This is a genomic window from Nocardioides sp. (genome assembly GCF_044226305.1).
Lineage (GTDB): Bacteria > Actinomycetota > Actinomycetes > Propionibacteriales > Nocardioidaceae > Nocardioides.
Genome location: NZ_JBGAHF010000004.1, coordinates 194,620 through 213,706 on the forward strand (window position 1 = coordinate 194,620; position 19,087 = coordinate 213,706).

The 19,087-nt window shown below is 73.4% G+C and carries 16 protein-coding genes; 9 read left to right on the forward strand and 7 right to left on the reverse strand.

Annotation, left to right across the window (positions count from 1 at the left end):
* Positions 1-108: 108 nt before the first annotated feature.
* Complete coding sequence (locus tag ACILQ5_RS06385; protein ID WP_395657144.1) at positions 109-1,431, forward strand: wax ester/triacylglycerol synthase domain-containing protein; 1,323 nt, start codon at positions 109-111, stop codon at positions 1,429-1,431.
* Between the two features lie 56 nt (positions 1,432-1,487).
* Positions 1,488-2,183, forward strand: coding sequence for an acyltransferase (locus ACILQ5_RS06390; RefSeq protein WP_395657145.1), 696 nt, complete (start codon positions 1,488-1,490; stop codon positions 2,181-2,183).
* 18 nt (positions 2,184-2,201) lie between these two features.
* On the opposite strand, the gene ACILQ5_RS06395 is transcribed toward ACILQ5_RS06390, so the two are convergent.
* The 3 genes from ACILQ5_RS06395 to ACILQ5_RS06405 all read right to left on the reverse strand — a co-directional run bounded on the left by ACILQ5_RS06395 (position 2,202) and on the right by ACILQ5_RS06405 (position 4,422).
* Entirely contained in the window at positions 2,202-2,885 is a 684-nt protein-coding gene (locus tag ACILQ5_RS06395) for a ZIP family metal transporter (RefSeq protein ID WP_395657146.1), read from the reverse strand.
* Complete coding sequence (locus ACILQ5_RS06400) at positions 2,882-3,814, reverse strand: phosphodiesterase (protein WP_395657147.1); 933 nt, start codon at positions 3,812-3,814, stop codon at positions 2,882-2,884. Before ACILQ5_RS06400 ends, ACILQ5_RS06395 begins: the two co-directional genes overlap by 4 nt.
* Before the next feature lie 140 nt (positions 3,815-3,954).
* Positions 3,955-4,422, reverse strand: coding sequence for a nitroreductase family deazaflavin-dependent oxidoreductase (locus ACILQ5_RS06405; RefSeq protein ID WP_395657148.1), 468 nt, complete (start codon positions 4,420-4,422; stop codon positions 3,955-3,957).
* A gap of 115 nt (positions 4,423-4,537) precedes the next feature.
* Here ACILQ5_RS06405 and aceB point away from each other — a divergent pair, with 115 nt between their 5' ends.
* Genes aceB through ACILQ5_RS06430 form a run of 5 tightly spaced genes read left to right on the forward strand, consistent with a single transcriptional unit; the run spans position 4,538 to position 11,768 of the window.
* A complete protein-coding gene (gene aceB, locus ACILQ5_RS06410; protein WP_395657149.1) occupies positions 4,538-6,130 on the forward strand; it encodes a malate synthase A in 1,593 nt (530 codons plus the stop codon).
* A complete protein-coding gene (locus tag ACILQ5_RS06415; RefSeq protein ID WP_395657150.1) occupies positions 6,127-7,587 on the forward strand; it encodes an FAD-linked oxidase C-terminal domain-containing protein in 1,461 nt (486 codons plus the stop codon). Before aceB ends, ACILQ5_RS06415 begins: the two co-directional genes overlap by 4 nt.
* On the forward strand, positions 7,587-8,693 hold the full coding sequence (locus ACILQ5_RS06420; RefSeq protein ID WP_395657151.1) for an FAD-binding oxidoreductase: 1,107 nt from the start codon (positions 7,587-7,589) through the stop codon (positions 8,691-8,693). Before ACILQ5_RS06415 ends, ACILQ5_RS06420 begins: the two co-directional genes overlap by 1 nt.
* 1 nt (position 8,694) lies before the next feature.
* On the forward strand, positions 8,695-9,978 hold the full coding sequence (locus ACILQ5_RS06425) for a (Fe-S)-binding protein (RefSeq protein WP_395657152.1): 1,284 nt from the start codon (positions 8,695-8,697) through the stop codon (positions 9,976-9,978).
* Positions 9,979-10,025: 47 nt separating this feature from the next.
* Positions 10,026-11,768: an L-lactate permease gene (locus ACILQ5_RS06430; protein WP_395657153.1), complete on the forward strand. Its 1,743-nt coding sequence runs from the start codon at positions 10,026-10,028 to the stop codon at positions 11,766-11,768.
* Positions 11,769-11,770: 2 nt separating this feature from the next.
* On the opposite strand, the gene ACILQ5_RS06435 is transcribed toward ACILQ5_RS06430, so the two are convergent.
* Positions 11,771-13,021, reverse strand: coding sequence for a GNAT family N-acetyltransferase (locus ACILQ5_RS06435; RefSeq protein ID WP_395657154.1), 1,251 nt, complete (start codon positions 13,019-13,021; stop codon positions 11,771-11,773).
* A gap of 32 nt (positions 13,022-13,053) precedes the next feature.
* On the reverse strand, positions 13,054-14,484 hold the full coding sequence (locus ACILQ5_RS06440; RefSeq protein ID WP_395657155.1) for an FAD-dependent monooxygenase: 1,431 nt from the start codon (positions 14,482-14,484) through the stop codon (positions 13,054-13,056).
* Between the two features lie 711 nt (positions 14,485-15,195).
* Between ACILQ5_RS06440 and ACILQ5_RS06445 the strand changes: the two genes are divergently transcribed.
* Complete coding sequence (locus ACILQ5_RS06445; RefSeq protein ID WP_395657156.1) at positions 15,196-16,446, forward strand: HNH endonuclease; 1,251 nt, start codon at positions 15,196-15,198, stop codon at positions 16,444-16,446.
* 143 nt (positions 16,447-16,589) lie between these two features.
* Complete coding sequence (locus ACILQ5_RS06450) at positions 16,590-16,985, forward strand: PGPGW domain-containing protein (protein WP_395657157.1); 396 nt, start codon at positions 16,590-16,592, stop codon at positions 16,983-16,985.
* 16 nt (positions 16,986-17,001) lie between these two features.
* Here ACILQ5_RS06450 and fahA read toward each other — a convergent pair whose 3' ends face one another.
* Complete coding sequence (fahA, locus tag ACILQ5_RS06455; RefSeq protein WP_395657187.1) at positions 17,002-18,177, reverse strand: fumarylacetoacetase; 1,176 nt, start codon at positions 18,175-18,177, stop codon at positions 17,002-17,004.
* 5 nt (positions 18,178-18,182) lie between these two features.
* Positions 18,183-19,046: a hypothetical protein gene (locus tag ACILQ5_RS06460; RefSeq protein ID WP_395657158.1), complete on the reverse strand. Its 864-nt coding sequence runs from the start codon at positions 19,044-19,046 to the stop codon at positions 18,183-18,185.
* Between the last annotated feature and the right edge of the window lie 41 nt (positions 19,047-19,087).

Genomic DNA, 19,087 nt, shown 5'->3' on the forward strand with positions numbered 1-19,087 from the left:
CGGTTGCCAGTCTCCCGGGCGGCCGCGGTCCAGTCCGGAGGCGCAGGACCCGTGCGTGCGTGACTTCCGGCCCTGCCCGCCGATCGCGCCCGCAGGCACGGTGAGGGCATGACCGGTACCCGGAGTGCCGTACGGCCGGTTGACGACGTATGGCTCGAGATGGATCAGCCCGACAACCTGATGGTCGTCGAGGGGCTCATGGTCGTGGACGGCGAGCTCGACCGCGAGACGTACGTCGGGCTGCTGGCCGAGCGGGTCGCGGAACGCTTCCCCCGGTTCAAGCAGCGCGCGGTGTGGTCCTGGTTCCCGTGGCCGTCGCGGTGGTGGCAGGAGGACCCCGACTTCGACATCGAGCGGCACGTCGTCGAGGCGACCCTGCCCGAGCCCGGTGACGACGCGGCCCTGCAGGACCACGTCTCGGGCTTCATGTCCCGCGCCCTCGACCAGCAGCACCCGCCGTGGGAGGCGCACCTCATCCACGGCTACCAGGGCGGCACCGCCGTCTACACGAGGCTGCACCACGCCCTCGCGGACGGGACCGCGCTCTTCCGCGTCATCATGTCGCTGGCCGACGAGGACCTCGGCAGCGTCGTGCCGGAGGACTCCGGGGGCACCTCCTTCCCGCTGCTGCGCTCGGCCGTCCACGCCGTGAAGGCGCTGCCCGCGGCCGGCCGCCTCGTGACCGCGCCGGTCGTCGCCGAGCACCTCGTGCTCGCCCGGCGGCCGGAGTCGGCGCTGGCGGTGGCCCCGCACCACGACAAGCACGCGGTCTGGGCGCCCGGGATCGACGTCGCGAGCCTGCGTCCGCTCCGCCGCGCGACCGGGGCCACGGTCACCGACGTGGTCATGTCGGCGCTGGCCGGCTCGCTGCGCAGCTGGCTCGCGGTCCACGGCGACACCGACCCCGCTGACGTGCCGACGATGGTGCCGGTCGACCTGCGTGGCTCCTCGGCGATGCGGCCCGACGAGCTCGGCAACCAGTTCGCCCTGGTCCTGCTCGACCTGCCGACCTCGGTCGACAGCCCGTTGGGCCGGCTGGTCGAGACCTCCACCCGGATGCGGTCGATCAAGGACTCGCCCGAGGCCTGGGTCACCTACTCCTTGCTGCAGGGCATGGGGTTCCTGCATCCGCGGGTGCGCGTCCTGGCCACCGACTTCTTCGCCCGCAAGGCGACCGGCGTGACCACCAGCGTGCGCGGGCCCGACCGGCCGCTGCACCTGGCCGGGCTCCCGATCTCCCGGCTCTGGGGCTGGGCGCCGATGTCGGCCGACCAGAGCTTCTCGACCTCGATCATCGGGTACGGCGGCGAGGTGCACGTCGGCTTCAAGGTCGACTCCACGGCCGTTCCCGACCCCCAGGTGCTGGTCGCCGGGCTGACCGCGGAGATCGCGGCACTCACCGCGCTCGCCCCCGAGGCCGACGCGGGCTGACCGGACAGCTGCCGATACGCCGGACGCCCGGTCGGAGACCCCGATACCCTCCGGGCGTGAGGTTCAAGCGGCTCCTGAACGCCGGCGTGCTGGCCGGTTGGCGGTGGCTGGACCGGGCCGGTGAGATCGTGCCCGGCACCCGCGCCGCCGACGGGTTCGGCAGCTTCGGGGCCGACGCCTGCATCGGCTTCCCGGCGGGCACGCTGATGGGCACCCGCTCGATCCACATCGGCACGGGCACGCTCGTCGGCCGGCACGCGACCCTCGCGGTCGGCTACGGGCCCGGCGATCCCAACCTCCCCGAGCGCGGTCTCGTGGTGGGGGACCGCTGCGTGCTCGGTGCCCGGGTGACCGTGCTGGCGCACACCTCGGTCGTCATCGAGGACGACGTCTGGTTCGGCCAGGACGTCTTCGTCTCCGACTCCGGCCACGGCTACCAGGACCCGAGCCGGCCCATCGGTGAGCAGTTCGGCGGCCACCAGCCGGTGCGGATCGGGACCGGCTCCTGGCTCGGCCACGGCGCGATCGTGCTGCCCGGCGCGGACATCGGCCGCAACGTGGTGGTCGCCGCGGGGTCGGTCGTGCGTGGCCCCGTCCCCGACCACAGCGTCGTCGGCGGGGCGCCGGCCCGCGTCATCCGTCGCTTCGAGCCCGGCGTCGGCTGGGTCGGCACCCGCGGGGACGTCCGCCCGGTGGTCGTCGGCACCTGGGGCGAGGTGCTCGACGAGGCGCTCGGCCAGGAACCCGCCTGACGGGTCGCCGGGACGGGCCTACTGCAGCGCCGACAGGATGCCGGCGACGAGGAACCCGAGCACCGTGAGCAGCCCGGCGACCCGCCCCGCCCGCTCGTAGGACTCCGGCACCATCGAGTCGGCCAGCATCGTGAGCACCGCGCCGCCGGCGAAGGCGCTGGCGAGCTCACCGGCGCGGGTGATGTGGTCGGCGACGAGGTAGCCCCCCAGGGACACGAAGCCGCAGACCACCGCGAGGCTCGACCACATCAGCGTCACCCGACGCTCGGTGACCCCGGCGGCCCGCAGGTCGGTCGTGCCGGCGAGGCCCTCGGGGATGTTGGAGAGCAGCACGGCGGCGAGGAAGGCCACGCTGATCGAACCGCCGAGCGCCAGACCCAGGCCGAGGATGAACGACTCGGGGATCCCGTCCAGCAGGGCACCGAGGAAGAGCGCCCGGCCCGAGCTCCCGCCGCGGTCGACGATCCGGGCTCCGGCGTAGTAGATGAGGGCGCCGAGGAGGAACGACGCGCCGATCTCCCAGCCGAGCTGCAGGTTCTCCTCGGGGATCAGCTCGTAGCCGACGGCGCTGATCAGCGTGCCTGCGCCGAACGCCATCATCAGGCCGACGGTCCTGGTAGACCTCCCGAGCGGCGTGGCGAGCAGCTGCCCGACGAGGAGGGAACCCGCCGCGACCAGGCCCCAGAGCAGCGCCTGGGTCATATCTTGCCCGGCACCTCGATCTCACCGGTGTAGATGGGCGAGTCCTTGCGGGAGAGCAGCTCGCGCCGCTCCTCGGGGCTCAACGCCTCGACCTGGGCCCGGACGTCGGACGGGAAGCCGCTCACCTCCGGCCCGGGCTCGACCGGGACGATCGTGTGCACGACGCGGTCGTCGTAGAGGTGCATCATCGTGAACGCCTGGTGCGCGTCGACCCCCGACACGAACCGCTCGAGCGGCGCGGGGTCGGAGGTGTAGCAGGTCGCGGACGCGACGGACACCGGGATGCCGGCGAAGGTCGAGTACGTCGAGTAGTGGAAGTGCCCGCCGAGGATGCACCGCACGTCGGTGCCGAGGAGCACGTCGGCCAGCCGCTGCTGGTCGAGCAGCTCGATGATCTCGGCGGCGGGCATCATCGGCACCGGGATCGGCGGGTGGTGCAGCGCGAGCAGCGTGCCGTGCGGGGCCGGGGTGCCGAGCACGTCGGCGAGCCACTCCAGCTGTGCGTCGCTCAGCTCGCCGTGGTGGTACGCCGGCACGCTGGTGTCGAGGGACACGATCCGCAGCCCCGCGACGTCGTGCACCCGGTCCTGGTCCGCGTCGGACTCCGCCCCGAACAGCTCGCGTGAGTACGCCGTGCGCTCGTCGTGGTTGCCCATCACCCAGACGACCTCGGCGCCGATGGCGGCGGCTGCCGGCTCGACGATCTCGCGGAGCCGGGCGTAGGCGGCCGGCTCCGCCTTGTCGGCGAGGTCGCCGGTGAACACCAGGGCCTGCGGGAGCGGGTCGAGCCGGCTCAGCCGGGCGAGGGCGAGCTCGAGGCCGGCATCGGTGTCGATGGCGCCGTACTGCTTCGCGCCGCCCGCGAGGAGGTGCGGGTCGCTGAGGTGCGCAACCACGTGGCGAGGGGCGGGGTACTGGCCGAACTGCACGCGGACACGCTAGCGGCCCGCTCGGGGTGTGTGGGCGGGCGGCTGGTTTCCGTTCAATTGCGCCGTCCGGCCACCCCTACCCATCGGTAATCGGTACCTCGCCCAGCAATTGCGCGGAAACGGTCCGCTCCGCGAGCCAGTCAGGCCCGGGTGAGCCGGAAGACCGGGATCAGCCGGTCGGTGCGCTCCTCGTACTTGGCGAAGTTGGGCCAGGTGCGCAGCATCACCTGCCAGGCCGCCGCCCGGTCCTCGGGTCCGAGCTCCTCGGCGGTCACCGGCACCTGCCGGCGCTCCCAGGTGATCGAGGCCTGCCCGGCCGCACGGAGGTTGTGGACCCAGACCGGCATGTCCGGCCCGCCGAAGTAGGAGCCCGCGATCAGCCAGGTCCCCTGGTCGGGGACGCACAGCAGCGGCGTCGAGCGCGGGAGGCCGCTCTTGCGGCCCACGACGGTGAGGGTCAGGTTCGGCAGCCCGGCGAGGTCGAGCACGCTCACGCGGCCCCGGGTGACGCGTTGGAGGGTGCGGTCGGTCCAGACGATCTGGGGGAGCAGCCGGGGCATCCAGGGGATCGCGCCGATGCGGATCGCGAGGGGTGTCATCAGGCCCATGCCGGCAGTCTCTCCGCATCAGGGGGTTTCCACGCACGTGACGCCGGTCACTGTCTCTGCAAGGCTCGGTCGCGTACGCACCGGGTCCAAGCTTCTCGGGACGAGGTGGAGACAGATGGCACTGCCGGACGGGGTCGAGGTCGTCGGCCCGATGCACGCGCGCTTCGACGAGGTGCTCACCGACCGCGCGCTGGGGCTCGTCGCCGAGCTGCACCGCGCCTTCGACGTACGACGCCGCGAGCTGCTCGCGAAGCGCGCCGAGCGGGTGCGGGCGATCGCCGACGGTGGCGGGCTGGGCTTCCTCGAGGAGACCCGCTCGGTCCGCGAGGACGACTCGTGGCGGGTCGCCGACCCCGCGCCGAGCCTGGTCGACCGGCGGGTCGAGATCACCGGTCCGACGGACCGGAAGATGACGATCAACGCGCTGAACTCCGGCGCGAAGGTCTGGCTCGCCGACCACGAGGACGCCAACACCCCGCTGTGGGAGAACGTCGTCGGCGGCCAGCTCAACCTGCTGGACGCGATCACCGGCAACATCGACTTCACCAGCCCGGAGGGCAAGGAGTACCACCTCCACGACGGCGAGCACGCGACCATCGTCGTGCGGCCGCGGGGCTGGCACCTGCCGGAGAAGCACGTCCTGGTCGACGGCGAGCAGACCTCGGGCAGCCTCGTGGACTTCGCGCTCTACCTCGCGACCTGCGGGCAGCTGCAGATCGACCGCGGGCAGGGCCCGTACTTCTACCTGCCGAAGATGGAGTCGCACCTCGAGGCGCGGCTGTGGAACGACGCGTTCCTCCTGGCCCAGGACCACCTCGGCATCCCGCGCGGGACGATCCGTGCCACGGTCCTCATCGAGACCTACCCCGCGGCCTTCGAGATGGAGGAGATCCTCCACGAGCTGCGCGAGCACTCGGCCGGCCTCAACGCCGGCCGCTGGGACTACATGTTCAGCGTGATCAAGACCTTCCGCACCCGCGGTGACGACTGGGTGCTGCCCGACCGCAACTCGGTGACGATGACGGTCCCGTTCATGCGTGCCTACACCGAGCTGCTGGTGCGCACCTGCCACAAGCGGGGTGCGCACGCGATCGGCGGCATGGCGGCCTTCATCCCGAGCAAGGACGAGAAGCAGAACGCCTTCGCGTTCGAGAAGCTCACCGAGGACAAGATCCGCGAGGCGACCGACGGCTTCGACGGCTCCTGGGTCGCCCACCCCGGGATGGTCGAGGCCTGCCGCGCGGCCTTCGACGAGGTGCTCGGCGACAAGCCGAACCAGCGCGACCGGCTGCGCGAGGACGTGCACGTCACCGCCGACCAGCTTCTCGACGTGCGCTCCACGCCCGGCGAGGCTACCGAGAAGGGCCTGCGCAACAACGTGGCGGTCGGCCTGCGCTACCTCGAGTCGTGGCTGCGCGGCTCCGGCGCGGTCGGCATCTTCGACCTGATGGAGGACGCCGCGACCGCCGAGATCTCCCGCAGCCAGGTCTGGCAGTGGCGGACGAACGGCGTGGTGCTCGCCGAGGGCGAGAAGGTGACCCGCGAGCTCGTGGAGCAGGTGATCGCCGAGGAGCTCGAGCGAGCGCGCGGCGAGGCCGGGGAGGACGGGCGGCGCTGGGACGACGCCGTCGCGCTCTACTCCGACATGGCGCTCTCCGACGAGTACGCCGACTTCCTCACGCTCGCCGCCTACGAGCAGATGCCTTGACCGGGGTCGATGCCGTCGCCGCCCGCGCCCGGGAGCTGCTGCCCCCGGAGGCGGTGATCGACGACCGCGCCCGGCTGCGGACCTACGAGTGCGACGGCCTCGCGCACTACCGCGTCGTCCCGGCGCTGGTGGTGATCCCGGACGACGCCGCCCAGCTGGCGGCGGTGGTGCGGGCCTGCGCCGAGCACCGCGTGCCGTTCGTCGCCCGCGGCTCCGGCACCGGCCTCTCCGGCGGCGCGCTGCCCCACGCCGAGGGCGTCCTGGTCGTGACCTCGCGGATGCGGTCGATCACCGAGCTCCGGCCCGAGGACCAGCGGGCCGTCGTCGACCCGGGGGTCATCAACCTCGACGTCACCCGCGCTGCGACGCCGCACGGCTACTACTACGCGCCCGACCCCTCCAGCCAGCAGATCTGCTCGATCGGCGGCAACGTCGCCGAGAACTCCGGCGGCGCGCACTGCCTGAAGTACGGCTTCACCACCAACCACGTGCTCGGCGCGGACCTCGTGACGGCCGACGGCGACGTCGTCCCCCTCGGCGGCGCGGCGCCGGACGCCCCCGGCTACGACCTGCTCGGTGCGGTCGTCGGCTCGGAGGGCACGCTCGGCATCGTCACCTCGGTCACCGTGCGCCTGGTGCGGCTGCCCGAGGAGGTGCGCACCGTCCTCGTGGGCTTCGAGTCCACCGATGCCGCGGGCGCCGCCGTCTCGGCGATCATCGCCGCCGGCATCGTCCCCGCGGCAATCGAGATGATGGACGCCCTGGCGATCGAGGCCGCAGAGGAGGCGGTGCACTGCAACTACCCCGCCGGCGCCGGCGCCGTGCTGGTCATCGAGCTGGACGGGCCGGCGGCCGAGGTCGCCGCCGAGTACGACGAGGTCGAGCGGCTGTGCCGGGAGAACGGCTCCTTCGAGCAGCGGCTGGCCACCGACCCGTTCGACCGCGCGCTGATCTGGAAGGGCCGCAAGTCGGCGTTCGCCGCCGTCGGCCGGATCAGCCCGGACTACATCGTCCAGGACGGCGTGATCCCGCGGACCGCGCTCCCGGAGGTGCTGCGCGCGATCGCCGAGCTGTCGACCTCCTCGGGCGTCCGGGTCGCGAACGTCTTCCACGCCGGCGACGGCAACCTGCACCCGCTGGTCCTCTTCGACGAGTCGAAGGACGGCGAGGGCGAGGCGGCCGAGGAGGTGAGCGGCGCCATCCTCGACCTGTGCATCAGCCACGGCGGCTCCATCACCGGCGAGCACGGGGTCGGGGTGGACAAGGCCAAGTACATGCCGCGGATGTTCAGCGACGAGGACCTCGACACCATGCAGCTGGTCCGCTGCGCGTTCGACCCGGACGGCATCGCCAACCCCGGCAAGGTCTTCCCGACGCCCCGGCTCTGCGGCGAGGTGCCCGGTCGGCGCCAGGGCGTGCACCCGGCGCAGGCGGCCGGCCTCGCGGAGGCGTTCTGATGCCCGACGTCGCACGCCCCACGACCACCGCCGAGGTGGCGGACGTGATGCGCGACGCCGCGGCCCGGGGTCGCACCGTCGTCGCCCGGGGGCGGGGCACCAAGCAGTCCTGGGGGTGCCCGGTCGCACCCGACCTCGTCGTCGACCTGTCCGGCATGGACCGGGTGCTCGACCACCAGGCCGGCGACCTCGTCGTCGAGGTGCAGGCCGGCGCCCGGCTGGTCGACGTGCAGGACGCGGTCGGGGCCGCACGCCAGCGGCTCGCCCTCGACGAGACGGTGCCCGGCGCCAGCGTCGGTGGCACCCTCGCCACCAACGCCTCCGGCCCCTCGCGGCTGGCCACGGGGACCGCCCGCGACCTGCTCATCGGCGTGACCGTCGTCCGCGCCGACGGCGTGGTCGCGAAGGCCGGCGGGCGCGTGGTGAAGAACGTCGCCGGCTACGAGGTCGGCAAGCTGGTGGTCGGGTCGTTCGGGACCCTCGCCGTCGTGACCGAGGCGCTGTTCCGGCTGCACCCCGAGCCCGAGGTCCGCCGATGGGTGAGCGTCGAGGCCGGCGACCCGCGTCGCCTGCACGACCTCGTCCACGCGGTCGTCCACTCCCAGGCCGTGCCCGGCGCCGTCGAGGTCGACGGGGGCACCCTCGCCGTGCTCCTCGCCGGCCGGGCGGCCGGGGTCGAGGCACGCGCCCGGACCGTGGCGGAGCTCGTCGGTGGCACCGTCTCGGACACCGCGCCCGCGGGCTGGGGTCGCTACCCGTGGGAGCCGTCCGAGACCGGCCTCAAGATCACGTGCGTGCTCTCGGGCCTGCACGACGTGCTCTCCTGCGCCGCCGACGTCGGCGCCCGGGTGCGCGGGTCCGCCGGGACCGGGGTCCTGTACGCCGCGCTCGCCGACCCCGACGCCGTACCGGACGCCCTCGCGCGGCTGCGCGAGGTCGCGGCCCGCCACGGCGGCACGGTCGTGGTCGTCGACGCCCCCGACGAGGTGAAGGCCGCGGTCGACGTGTGGGGACCGGTGCCGGCGCTCGACCTGATGCGCCGGGTCAAGGACCAGTTCGACCCCGACCGGCGGCTCGCGCCGGGACGCTTCGTGGGAGGGATCTGACGTGGCCGACCACGAGTCCAAGGAGGAGCTCCTCGACGACTGCGTGCACTGCGGCTTCTGCCTGCCGACCTGCCCGACCTACGTGCTGTGGGGCGAGGAGATGGACAGCCCGCGCGGCCGGATCCAGCTGATGCAGCAGCTCGCCGACGGCGAGCCGATGACCGACGCGATGGTCTCCCACTGGGACGCCTGTCTCGGCTGCATGGCCTGCGTGACCGCCTGCCCGTCCGGGGTGCAGTACGACCGGCTGATCGAGGAGACCCGGGCGGAGGTCGAGCGCGAGCACCGTCGTTCGCCGTCCGAGCGGGCCCTGCGCGGCCTGGTCTTCGCGCTGTTCCCGCACCCGAAGCGGCTGCGCCTGCTCGCCGGTCCGCTGCGCGGACTCCAGCGCACCGGGCTCGACCGCGCCCTGCGGCGTACCGGCCTGCTCGACCGGGTGGCACCCTCGCTCGCCGCGATGGAGCGGCTCGCGCCCCGGCTCTCCCGGTCCGAGCCGCTGGCCGCACGCCTGCCCGCCACCGGCGAGCGCCGGGCCGTCGTCGGGATGCTGACCGGCTGCGTGCAGGGCGCCTTCTTCCCGGCCGTGAACGCCGCCACCGCCCGGGTGCTCCAGGCGGAGGGCTGCGACGTGGTCGTGCCGCCCGAGCAGGGGTGCTGCGGCGCGCTCTCGGTGCACAACGGGCGGGCGGAGGAGGCGAAGCGCTACGCGCGACGGCTGGTCGAGACCTTCGAGAGCACCGAGGTCGAGCGGATCGTCGTCAACGCCGCAGGGTGCGGGTCGACGATGAAGGAGTACGCCGCGCTGCTCGCCGACGACCCCGGGTACGCCGCCCGCGCGCAGGCCTTCCAGGACAAGGTCCGCGACATCAGCGAGGTGCTCGACGAGCTCGGCCCGGTCGCCGAGCGGCACCCGCTGGAGGTGACCGTCGCCTACCACGACGCCTGCCACCTCGGGCACGCCCAGGGCGTGCGGGTGCCGCCGCGCCGGCTGCTCGAGGGCATCCCCGGCCTGGAGCTGCGCGAGGTGGCCGAAGCCGAGCTGTGCTGCGGGTCGGCCGGCATCTACAACGTGCTGCACCCCGAGCCGGCCCGCGAGCTCGGGGACCGCAAGGCGCGCAACATCGTGGCGACCGGGGCCGACGTCCTGGTCACCGCGAACCCCGGCTGCCTGATGCAGGTCGCCGCGGCGGTCGAGCGGCACGCGGAGGCCGCGGGCGACCGGCCGATGCGGCTCGCTCACACCGTCGAGGTCCTCGACGCCTCCATCAGCGGGCGGCCCCTCTAGACCCCGTCACATCCATCTCGGCACATCCATCTCGGGAAGTGGTCACGATGTTCCAGCAGAACCTCGAGCCGGTCGGCGACTCGCTCGTCCTCAGTGCGCTGTGCGGTGCGATCCCGCTGCTCACGCTGTTCGTCCTCCTCGGCGGGCTCCGCGTCCGGGCCTGGGTCGCGGGGCTCGTCGCGCTCGCGGTCGCCCTGGCGGTCGCGGTGGTCCTCTTCGAGATGCCGCTCGGGCAGGCGCTGCTCGCCGGCACCGAGGGCGCGGCGTTCGGGTTCTTCCCGATCCTGTGGATCGTCATCAACGCGATCTGGGTCTACAACCTCACCGTCGAGTCCGGGCACTTCGACGTGCTGCGGCGCTCCTTCGAGAAGGTCAGCGCCGACCAGCGGATCCAGGCGATCATCATCGCGTTCTGCTTCGGCGCGCTGCTCGAGGCGCTGGCCGGCTTCGGCACGCCGGTCGCGATCACCGTCGTGATGCTGATGGCGCTCGGGTTCGAGCCCCTCAAGGCCGCGTCGGTCGCGCTGATCGCCAACACCGCGCCGGTCGCGTTCGGCGCGCTGGCCACCCCGATCCTCACCCTCGCCACCGTCACCTCCGGCGCGAGCAACGACCCGGGGCTCGACGTCGACACGCTGGGAGCGATGGTGGGACGGCAGACCCCGATCCTCGCCGTCGTGGTGCCGTTGATCCTGGTGCTGGTGGTCGACGGCACCCGCGGCCTGCGGCGCACCTGGCTGCCGGCGCTGGTGTGCGGCCTCGCCTTCGGGCTGGCCCAGTTCGTCGCCGCCAACTACATCTCGGTGCCGCTGGCCGACATCGTCGCCTCCCTCGTCGCAGCCGCGTCCGTCGTGCTGCTGCTCCAGGTCTGGTCGCCGAGCGAGGAGCTGCTCGCGACCTCGCCGACCGAGCCGGGCAGCGAGCCGGGTGCCGCGCCCGGCGCGGGTGCGGGAACGGCCGGGACGGGGAGCCGGCAGGGGAGCGGCGAGCCGGTCGGCGGCCGCGGGTCGGTCGCGGTCGGCACCCGCCCGGTCACCGACAGCCGTGCCGACGTGCTCCGCGCCTACGCGCCGTACGCCGTGATCATCGCGATCTTCTCGATCACCAACATCACCGCAGTGAAGGAGGCGCTGGCCGAGGAGCCGTGGACCCACCTGTTCGCGTGGCCGGGGCTCGACGTCCTCAACCCCGCGGGCGACCCCGTCGCGACCACGACCTTCGCGCTCAACTGGCTGCCGGCCGCGGGCACCCTGATGGTGCTCGCCGGCGTCATCACGGCGGTGATCCTGCGGGTGTCCCCGGCGACCGCCGTCCGCGCCTACGGCCGGACGTACGTCGAGCTGCGCTCGGCGATCGTCACGGTGATGGCGGTGCTCGCCCTGGCCTACGTGATGAACCTGTCCGGGCAGACGTCCTCGATCGCGGCGTGGCTGGCCGGTGCGGGGGGCGCCTTCGCGCTGATCTCGCCGGTCCTCGGGTGGATCGGGGTCGCCGTGACCGGGTCGGACACGTCCTCGAACGCACTGTTCGGCGGGCTCCAGGTGCAGACGGCCGCCAAGGCCGGGCTCGACCCGGTGCTGATGGCGGCGGCCAACTCCTCGGGCGGCGTCCTCGGCAAGATGGTCAGCCCGCAGAACCTCGCGATCGCGGCGGCGGCCGTCGGCATGGCCGGGCGCGAGGGCGACATCCTGCGCAAGGTGCTGCTCTGGAGCATGGTGCTCCTCGTGCTCATGTGCGCGATCGTCGGTCTCCAGGCGACCCCGGTCCTGGGCTGGATGGTCCCCGGCTAGGCCTAGAACATCATCGAGGCGCCGGGCGCGACGTCGGTGCGCAGCGCGCGCCACAGCTCGGACGCGGCGCCGAGACGCGCCTCGGTGACGAGGCCGGCCCGGGCCAGGGCGACCAGGTTCCCGCCCCCGAGGTACGCCGCGCCCAGGGCGTCGACGGACAGCTGCAGGTCGGCGTCGGCGTCGGTGCGCTCGACCACGGCCGCCCCGTCGGCGTCGGCGTGGATCCGCCAGCGGCCGGCGTTCCAGGGGGCGTGGGTGTCGGTGACGTCGACGACGGCGTCGCAGGGAGCGCTCCACCTGCGCGCCGCGAGCGCCTCCGGCAGGTCGACGAGGCGGACCCAGAGGCTGTCGTAGGTCTCGACGCGGGACGTCGACCGGGGACCACCGACCCAGGCGAGGACCGGGTCGTCGGCGCTGCCGGTGCGGAGCGTGACGCTGCCGACGAGGTCGAAGTCGAGCAGCCGGCGGAGCAGCGCGAGCCGGGTGGCGGGCGCGCCGACCAGCACGAAGACCGAGAGCGTGCCGCTGGGGCGGGCGGACTCCCACTTCTGCTCGCGCCGGAACATCGCGAAGCCGAGGTCCTGGCCGTCGCGCTGGGCGAACAGGACCCGCCACGGCTCCTTGTCGCGCAGCCACTCGGGGAACGACCGACAGATCCGCTCGTAGTAGGCCGGCGCCCCGACGATCGCACCTTCGTCGGGGTGCGCGCGGTGGGCGGCGTGCATCCGCTGCGCGGTGCCGGGGTCGGAGGTGGTCGCCATCCGGGTCGTGACCGCGGCCGCGGCGTCGTCGAGACCGGGCGCCCTCAGCGTGGCGCCACGCGACAGCGTGATCGGCAGCTCCAGCGACGCCAGGCCGTAGCCGTACCGGCCGTAGATCGCCGGCTCGCTCGCGTGCAGCGCGGAGACGTGGGTGCCGGGGGTGTCCCGCACCTGCTCGAGGTGGTGGCGCAGCATGGCCGAGAGGACGCCGCGGCGCCGGTGGTCGGGGTGCACGCCGACCCAGGTCAGACCGGCGCACGGCACCAGCCGGTCGCCCGGCACGGCGAGCTCGAGGGGGTAGACCCCGTAGACGCCGGGGTACGTCGTGGGGTCGCTCGGCTCCTCCACCTCCGCGGCAAACCGCTGGTCCGTCGGCAGCCCCGTCAGCTGGTCCTCGGCGGGGGCCGGCAGCACCTCCTGGAACCAGACGACCGTGTCGGTGAAAATGAAGCGCTCGGCGTCGGTCGCGACGTCCACCCGGATCTCACCCATGGGTCCAGACAACCGTCTGGCCGGTCCGCGGCTCAACCCCATTCCGTCCGGAGAGCGGTCTCGACCTCGCCGACCGTGCCGACCGTGGCGACGTGGGCGTCGGGGCGGACCAGCCAGGCCTCACCCTCCTCGACCGACAGCTCCGGCGGCAGCGGCGCGACCCGGACGCCGTCGGGCACGGCGACCGGCTCGTTCGACAGGACGAGCATCCGGCGCCGGGCCAGCTCCCGCAGACGGGTCCCGTCGACGGCCAGGTCGGGGAGGATCGCGCCGACGGCCGGATGGACGGCGTCGCCGTACCGGAACGGGGCGTAGAGCCTCCCGGAGTCGATCTCGGCCCGGGCTGCGGGGTCGGTGACCGCGCGGCCGAGGACGGCGCGGCGGTGTGCCCAGCCCTCCTCCGTCTGCGGCACCAGGAAGTCCATCGTGCGCGTCGTGATCGCGAGGTTGTCGAGCGCGGCGGCGCGGCGCTCGGCGTCGTAGCCGTCGACGACCCGCGGACCGGCCCAGCCGTGCAGGGCGAACGCGATCCGCCAGGCGGCGTTCTCGGCGTCGGCGACCCCGGAGTTGAGCCCACGTGCCCCGAACGGCGCCACCAGGTGCGCGCAGTCGCCGGCGAGCAGCACCCGGCCCCGGCCCATCGTCGAGGCGCAGCGGGAGTGGAAGCGGTAGACCGTGCACCAGACGACCTCGTAGGGGCGGTCGCCCACGATCCGGCGGACCCGACCGTCGAGCTCGCCGGTCGCGCGCTCGCGCTCGAGGTTGAAGTCCGGCGCGACCTGCCAGTCGATCCGGTAGGTCGAGTCCGGGCAGGGGTGCATGAGCACCTGGCGGCCAGGGTTCCACTCCGGGTCGAAGTGGAAGCGGCGCTCGAGCTCGCGGTCGGGCAGGTCGCAGCGGATGTCGCAGATCAGGAACCGGTCGTCGAAGGTGCGGCCGGCGAAGTCCGCGCCGATCGCCCGCCGGACGACCTCCCCGCGGGCGCCGGCGCAGCCGACGACGTACGGCGTCTCGACCGTGCCGCCGTCCGTCCGGACCCTCACGTGGTCGCCGTGGTCGGCGACGTCGGTCACCGTGGTGCCCCAGCGGACCTCGATGGCCGGCTGCTCCGCGACCAGCTCGTCGAGGACCTGCTCGACCCGCGCCTGCCCGATGTTCACCCACGGCGGGAAGGGGCTCGTGCCGCTGTCGCTGAACTCCACGTGGAAGAGCTCGTGCTCGCGGTAGTAGGTGCGCGCCACCCGCCAGGTGACCCCTTCCTCCGCGATCCGCCGGCCCGCGCCGACGGAGTCCCAGATGTCCAGGGTGTCCCGCTGCTGGCAGATCGAGCGCGAGCCGACCACCTCGCGACGCTCGTGGGCGTCGACGACCAGGGTCGGGATCTCCCACCGGGCCAGCAGCAGCGCCGTCGTCTGCCCCACCGGCCCGTTCCCGACGACCACCACGGGCGGCCCGTCGTACATGGCGCTGAGCGTAGCCCTCGGGCTGACTGCCGGCATCTTGCCGTCGGCTCTGGTTGCGACCGATATGGCGGCATAGCGGATACGGCGCGCGCGGGTCGCGGTTGCCTCCCGGCTCACGGTCGCGTTCGCCGGTGGTCGAGCAGCGAGCGTCAGCGAGCATCGTCACCGGTGGTCGAGCAGCGAGCGCCAGCGAGCGTCGTCGAGACCCCGGGAGGTCCGCAGGGCGGTGCTGTCGGCAGCTCGCCGGTGGTCTCGGGTTGAGACCGACAGGCAGCAACGAGGGGCGGCAAATCTTCTGAGTGCGGCTGGTTCCCGGCTCACGGTTCGCGGTCGGCGGTGTTGCGGTGGTCGAGCAGCGAGCGCCAGCGAGCGTCGTCACCGGTGGTCGAGCAGCGAGCGCCAGCGAGCGTCGTCGAGACCCCGGGAGGTGCGCAGGGCGGTGCTGTCGGCATCTCGCCGTGGTCTCGGGTTGCGACCGACGGGCAGCAACGCCGGGTACGGCGTGCGTCGGGTCACGGTCGCCTCCCGACTCACGGTCGCTTTCGCCGGTGGTCGAGCAGCGAGCGCCAGCGAGCGTCGTCGAGACCCCGGAAGGCAAGGCAGGGCGGTGACCCAGCGGTCTCGGAATCTTTACCAAAGAAGTTCTCAGATCCCTGTGGATACAGGGGATTCTCGCCTCTGACTGTCGGTGGCGAGTGCTTGAGTAGACCCATGACCAGCACCGCCACCGAGCTCGGCACCGACACCAGCGAACTCGCCGCTGCGGCGTCGGTCGAGTCGGTGCTGACCGCGGCTGCGGCGACTCGGGAGGCGATCGCGGACCTCGAGGTCCAGCAGCTGATCCAGGCCACCGACTGGGTCACGCTGCACCCGGGCGAGGAGGTGGACACCTCGATCGAGTTCGGGATGCGGGACCTCCAGATCGCCGGCGACGGCGCCCCGACCATCGACGAGGCTGCGGTCGCGGAGTTCGCGCTCGCGGTCGGGAAGACCACCGACGCCGGTCGGCTCTACCTCGGCGACGCGGTCGAGCTCTGCTACCGGCTCCCGCGACTGTGGGCTCGGGTGGTCGCGGGTGAGGTGGCGGTGTGGAAGGCGAGGAAGGTCGCCCAGGCCACCACCAGCCTCCCGCCCGACGCGGCAGCCGCGGTGGACCAGCGGTTGGCGTGGTGCGCGCACCGGTGCTCGTTCGCCGAGATCGAGCGGCAGGTCGAGAAGGCACGCGCCGAGCACGACCCCGACGCCGCGGAGGAGCGGCGGGTCGCGGCGCTGGAGAAGCGCCGGTTCGACATCGACCTCGACCACGCCACCCCCGACGGACTGGTGCACGTCGAGGGCGAGCTCGACCTGGCGGACGCGGTCGCCCTGGAGGAGCAGATCCGGGCGAAGGCCGCGACCCTGGACCTGCAGCTGCCGTTGGACGTGCGGCGGTCGATGGCCGCGGGCCTCCTCGGCGCGACGGAGGGTGACAACGCGACCACTCGTGAGGTGGTCGTCTACGCCCACGTCCGTCCCGGGCAGTCGAGTGTGGACGTCGACAACACGAGGTCCTCGGTCACCCCCGGCCACCTGAAGGACTGGTGCCAGCAAGCCGGCACCAAGGTCACGATCCGGCCCGTCATCGACCTGAACGCCGAGCTGTCCACCGACTGCTACGAGCCGACCGAGCTCATGAAGGAACAGATCGGGCTGCGGGACCGGCAGTGCTGCTTCCCCGGCTGCGCCCGCCCCGCCCGGCGCTGCGACGCCGAGCACCAGGTCCCGTGGCCCGAGGGCCCCACCGCCTCCTCCAACCTGGCCCCCGCCTGTCGGACCCACCACCGCCTCAAGACCCACGCCGGCTGGGACTACCAGCGCATCGCCGGGGTCGGGTTCGTGTGGACCACCCCGATGGGCCGCACCTACGTGTCCTCCTTCGTCACCGAACCACCGCCCGAGCCCGCCGCGCGACATACCCGCTGACCCGGACCCCGCCGGCCACGGCCGGCGGGGTAAGACCCATGCCTGGACCTGGCTGGGCGGCCCTTCTCGGCGATGAGCACCGTCCGGCGGCGACGGTTCCCGACGTTCAGAAACCTCTCAGTCCGCCACGGGACGATGGAGCCATGCCGCACCTGTCCCCGCGCTCCCAGGCCCTCCTCGACCGCATCGACGCGTGGGCCGACCGGAGCCCGGTGCGGTCGGTGGCGGTCAAGGTCGGGGTGACCCTCGGTGGACCCCTCGTCATCGCCGCGGGGATCGCAATGCTCGTGCTGCCCGGTCCGGGCCTGGTCGTCATCGCGCTCGGGATGGCGCTGATGGCTCTCGAGTACGAGTGGGCGCGGACCGTGCTGGCCGCCGGTGGACGCAGCGCCTCGTGGCTCCGCGAGAAGACCCTCCCGAAGGACGGTTCGGCCGGGCGCAAGCTGCTCGGCGTGAGCGGTGCCGCGGCGTTCGTCGTGGCGACCACGCTGATCACCGGCGCCGTCACCACCTTCGTGGGCGCCCAGACCTTCCTCTGAGCAGCGCCGCCGGCGCTCAGCCGCGGGCGGGCTCGACCCGTCCGACCACGTCGCCGAGGGCGATCCGGCCGCCCGCCGTACCGGGCGCGGTGTAGCGCAGCGTGACCTCGTCGCCGTCGTCGAGGAACGCCGACTCCTCCCCCCAGCCCACCTCGAGCAGCGACCCGCGCTGGTCCTCGGCCGGCCCGCTGACCGTGCCCGACCCGAAGAGGTCGCCGGTGCGGAGCGAGGCCCCGTTGACCGTCATGTGCGCCAGCATCTGGGCGGGCGACCAGTACATCGTGCGGTACGGCGGCCGGCTGACGACCTCGCCGTTGACGACGACCTCGACGTCGATGTCGAGGCCCTGCACCTGCCCGGGCCCGAGGTAGGGGAGCGGCTCGGGGTCCTGCGCCGGGAGGTCGACCCAGGCGGCGTCGAGCGCCTCGAGCGGCGTGACCCAGTGCGACACGGAGGTGGCGAAGGACTTGCCGAGGAACGGGCCGAGCGGCACGTACTCCCAGGCCTGGATGTCGCGCGCGGACCAGTCGTTGAGGCCGACGACGCCGAAGACGTGGTCGGCGAACGCGTCGTGGGGGACCGCGGTGCCGAGCTCGGACCCCACCCCCACCACGAAGCCGAGCTCGGCCTCGATGTCGAGCCGGGTCGACGGGCCGTACGTCGGTGCCGGGTCGCCCCGGCGCTGCCCGGACGGTCGCACGACCGGCGTGCCGGACGCCACGACGGTGCCGGCGCGTCCGTGGTAGCCGACCGGCAGGTGCTTCCAGTTGGCGAGCAGCGGCTCGGCGTCGGGACGGAAGATGCGGCCGACGTTCGAGGCGTGGTGCTCGGAGGCGTAGAAGTCCACGTAGTCCGCGACCTCGACCGGCAGGTGCAGCGTGACGTCGGCCAGCGGGACCAGGTGCGGCTCCACGAGGTCGCGCTCCGGCTCCTCGGTGAGCAGGCCGGTGATCCAGGTCCGGACCGAGCTGCGGACCCGGTGGCCCTCGGCCATCAGGGCGTTGAGCGAGCCCTCCTGGAACACGTGGTGGACGTCGAGCATCTCGGCCGCGGCCACCGGCGCGAGGTCGAGCACGTGGTCGCCGATCCGGACCCCGACGCGCGGGCCCTCGCCGGGCAGCGAGAACACGCCGTACGGCAGGTTGTCGACGTCGAAGAGCGTCCCCGCGGCTCCGGGCACCCAGGTCGGCAGGGTCGTCACAGGTCCTCCAGCAGTCCGAGAGCGATCAGGTCGTCGAGCGGCTCGCTGACCGAGCAGGAGCCGAAGGACGTGAACCAGCGCCGGGCGCCGTCCAGGTCCTCGGTCGCGGCCGCCGCAGCGAGCGACGCGCCGTCGCGGTCCTCGAGCGTCGCGACCACCTCGCCGGCGGTCGCGCCGTCGAAGGCGCGCCGGGTGGCGAGCAGCACGTTGAGGAACCCGTGGTGCTCGAAGCCGTCTTCACCGGTGTGCCGGACCGCGTGGTGCAGGCCGGCGGTGCACTTGTACGGCGTCTCGCGGTCGAGCGCCGCGTCGATCCAGCTCGCGAGCGTGGTGGCGGTGGGGAAGGCGTCGGCGGTCAGCCCGCCGGTGCGGAGCTTGAGCCGCAGCTCGGCCGCGGCCACCACGTCGGCGGCGGCCCGCCAGCCGGCCGAGGGGTCGATCGCGGGCAGCTCGAGGTAGACCGGGACGTGCTCGTCGAGCACGCCGTCGGCGCGGGCGGCGTCGACGGCCGCGACCACCCGGCGGGCGTTGCCGGCGAGGTCGTCGAGGTCGCGCAGCGCAACCTCGATCCCCTCCACCGCGACGTGCAGCTTGCGGCCGAGCGCCGCCGGGCCGGCGACGTTGCCGGCGCCCCCGGTGAGCACCACGGAGAGCGCGAGCGGCGTGCCGCGCAGCAGCGGCACGTCGGTGTCGCGCACGACGAACGTGCCGACCAGGTCGGCGTAGGGGGAGTGTCGGCGCTCGGCGTGTGCCGCCGACGCCTCGTGCAGCGGCGCGTCGCCGGGTGGGAAGATCGCGGCGTCGTCGACGAGGCCCCGCCACGCAGCAGGGAGTGCGGCGGGGAGCGGGTGCGTTGACACGCGGGCTACTGTAGCCGCGAAGCGCATAACGGACGTAAGCG

Coding starts and splice junctions, on each gene's coding strand:
- ACILQ5_RS06420 (WP_395657151.1), top strand. CDS start 7,587: ATGCCCGACGTCGCACGCCCCACGACCACCGCCGAGGTGGCGGACGTG.
- ACILQ5_RS06385 (WP_395657144.1), top strand. CDS start 109: ATGACCGGTACCCGGAGTGCCGTACGGCCGGTTGACGACGTATGGCTC.
- ACILQ5_RS06435 (WP_395657154.1), bottom strand. CDS start 13,021: ATGGGTGAGATCCGGGTGGACGTCGCGACCGACGCCGAGCGCTTCATT.
- ACILQ5_RS06430 (WP_395657153.1), top strand. CDS start 10,026: ATGTTCCAGCAGAACCTCGAGCCGGTCGGCGACTCGCTCGTCCTCAGT.
- ACILQ5_RS06440 (WP_395657155.1), bottom strand. CDS start 14,484: ATGTACGACGGGCCGCCCGTGGTGGTCGTCGGGAACGGGCCGGTGGGG.
- ACILQ5_RS06450 (WP_395657157.1), top strand. CDS start 16,590: ATGCCGCACCTGTCCCCGCGCTCCCAGGCCCTCCTCGACCGCATCGAC.
- ACILQ5_RS06405 (WP_395657148.1), bottom strand. CDS start 4,422: ATGGGCCTGATGACACCCCTCGCGATCCGCATCGGCGCGATCCCCTGG.
- ACILQ5_RS06395 (WP_395657146.1), bottom strand. CDS start 2,885: ATGACCCAGGCGCTGCTCTGGGGCCTGGTCGCGGCGGGTTCCCTCCTC.
- ACILQ5_RS06445 (WP_395657156.1), top strand. CDS start 15,196: ATGACCAGCACCGCCACCGAGCTCGGCACCGACACCAGCGAACTCGCC.
- aceB (WP_395657149.1), top strand. CDS start 4,538: ATGGCACTGCCGGACGGGGTCGAGGTCGTCGGCCCGATGCACGCGCGC.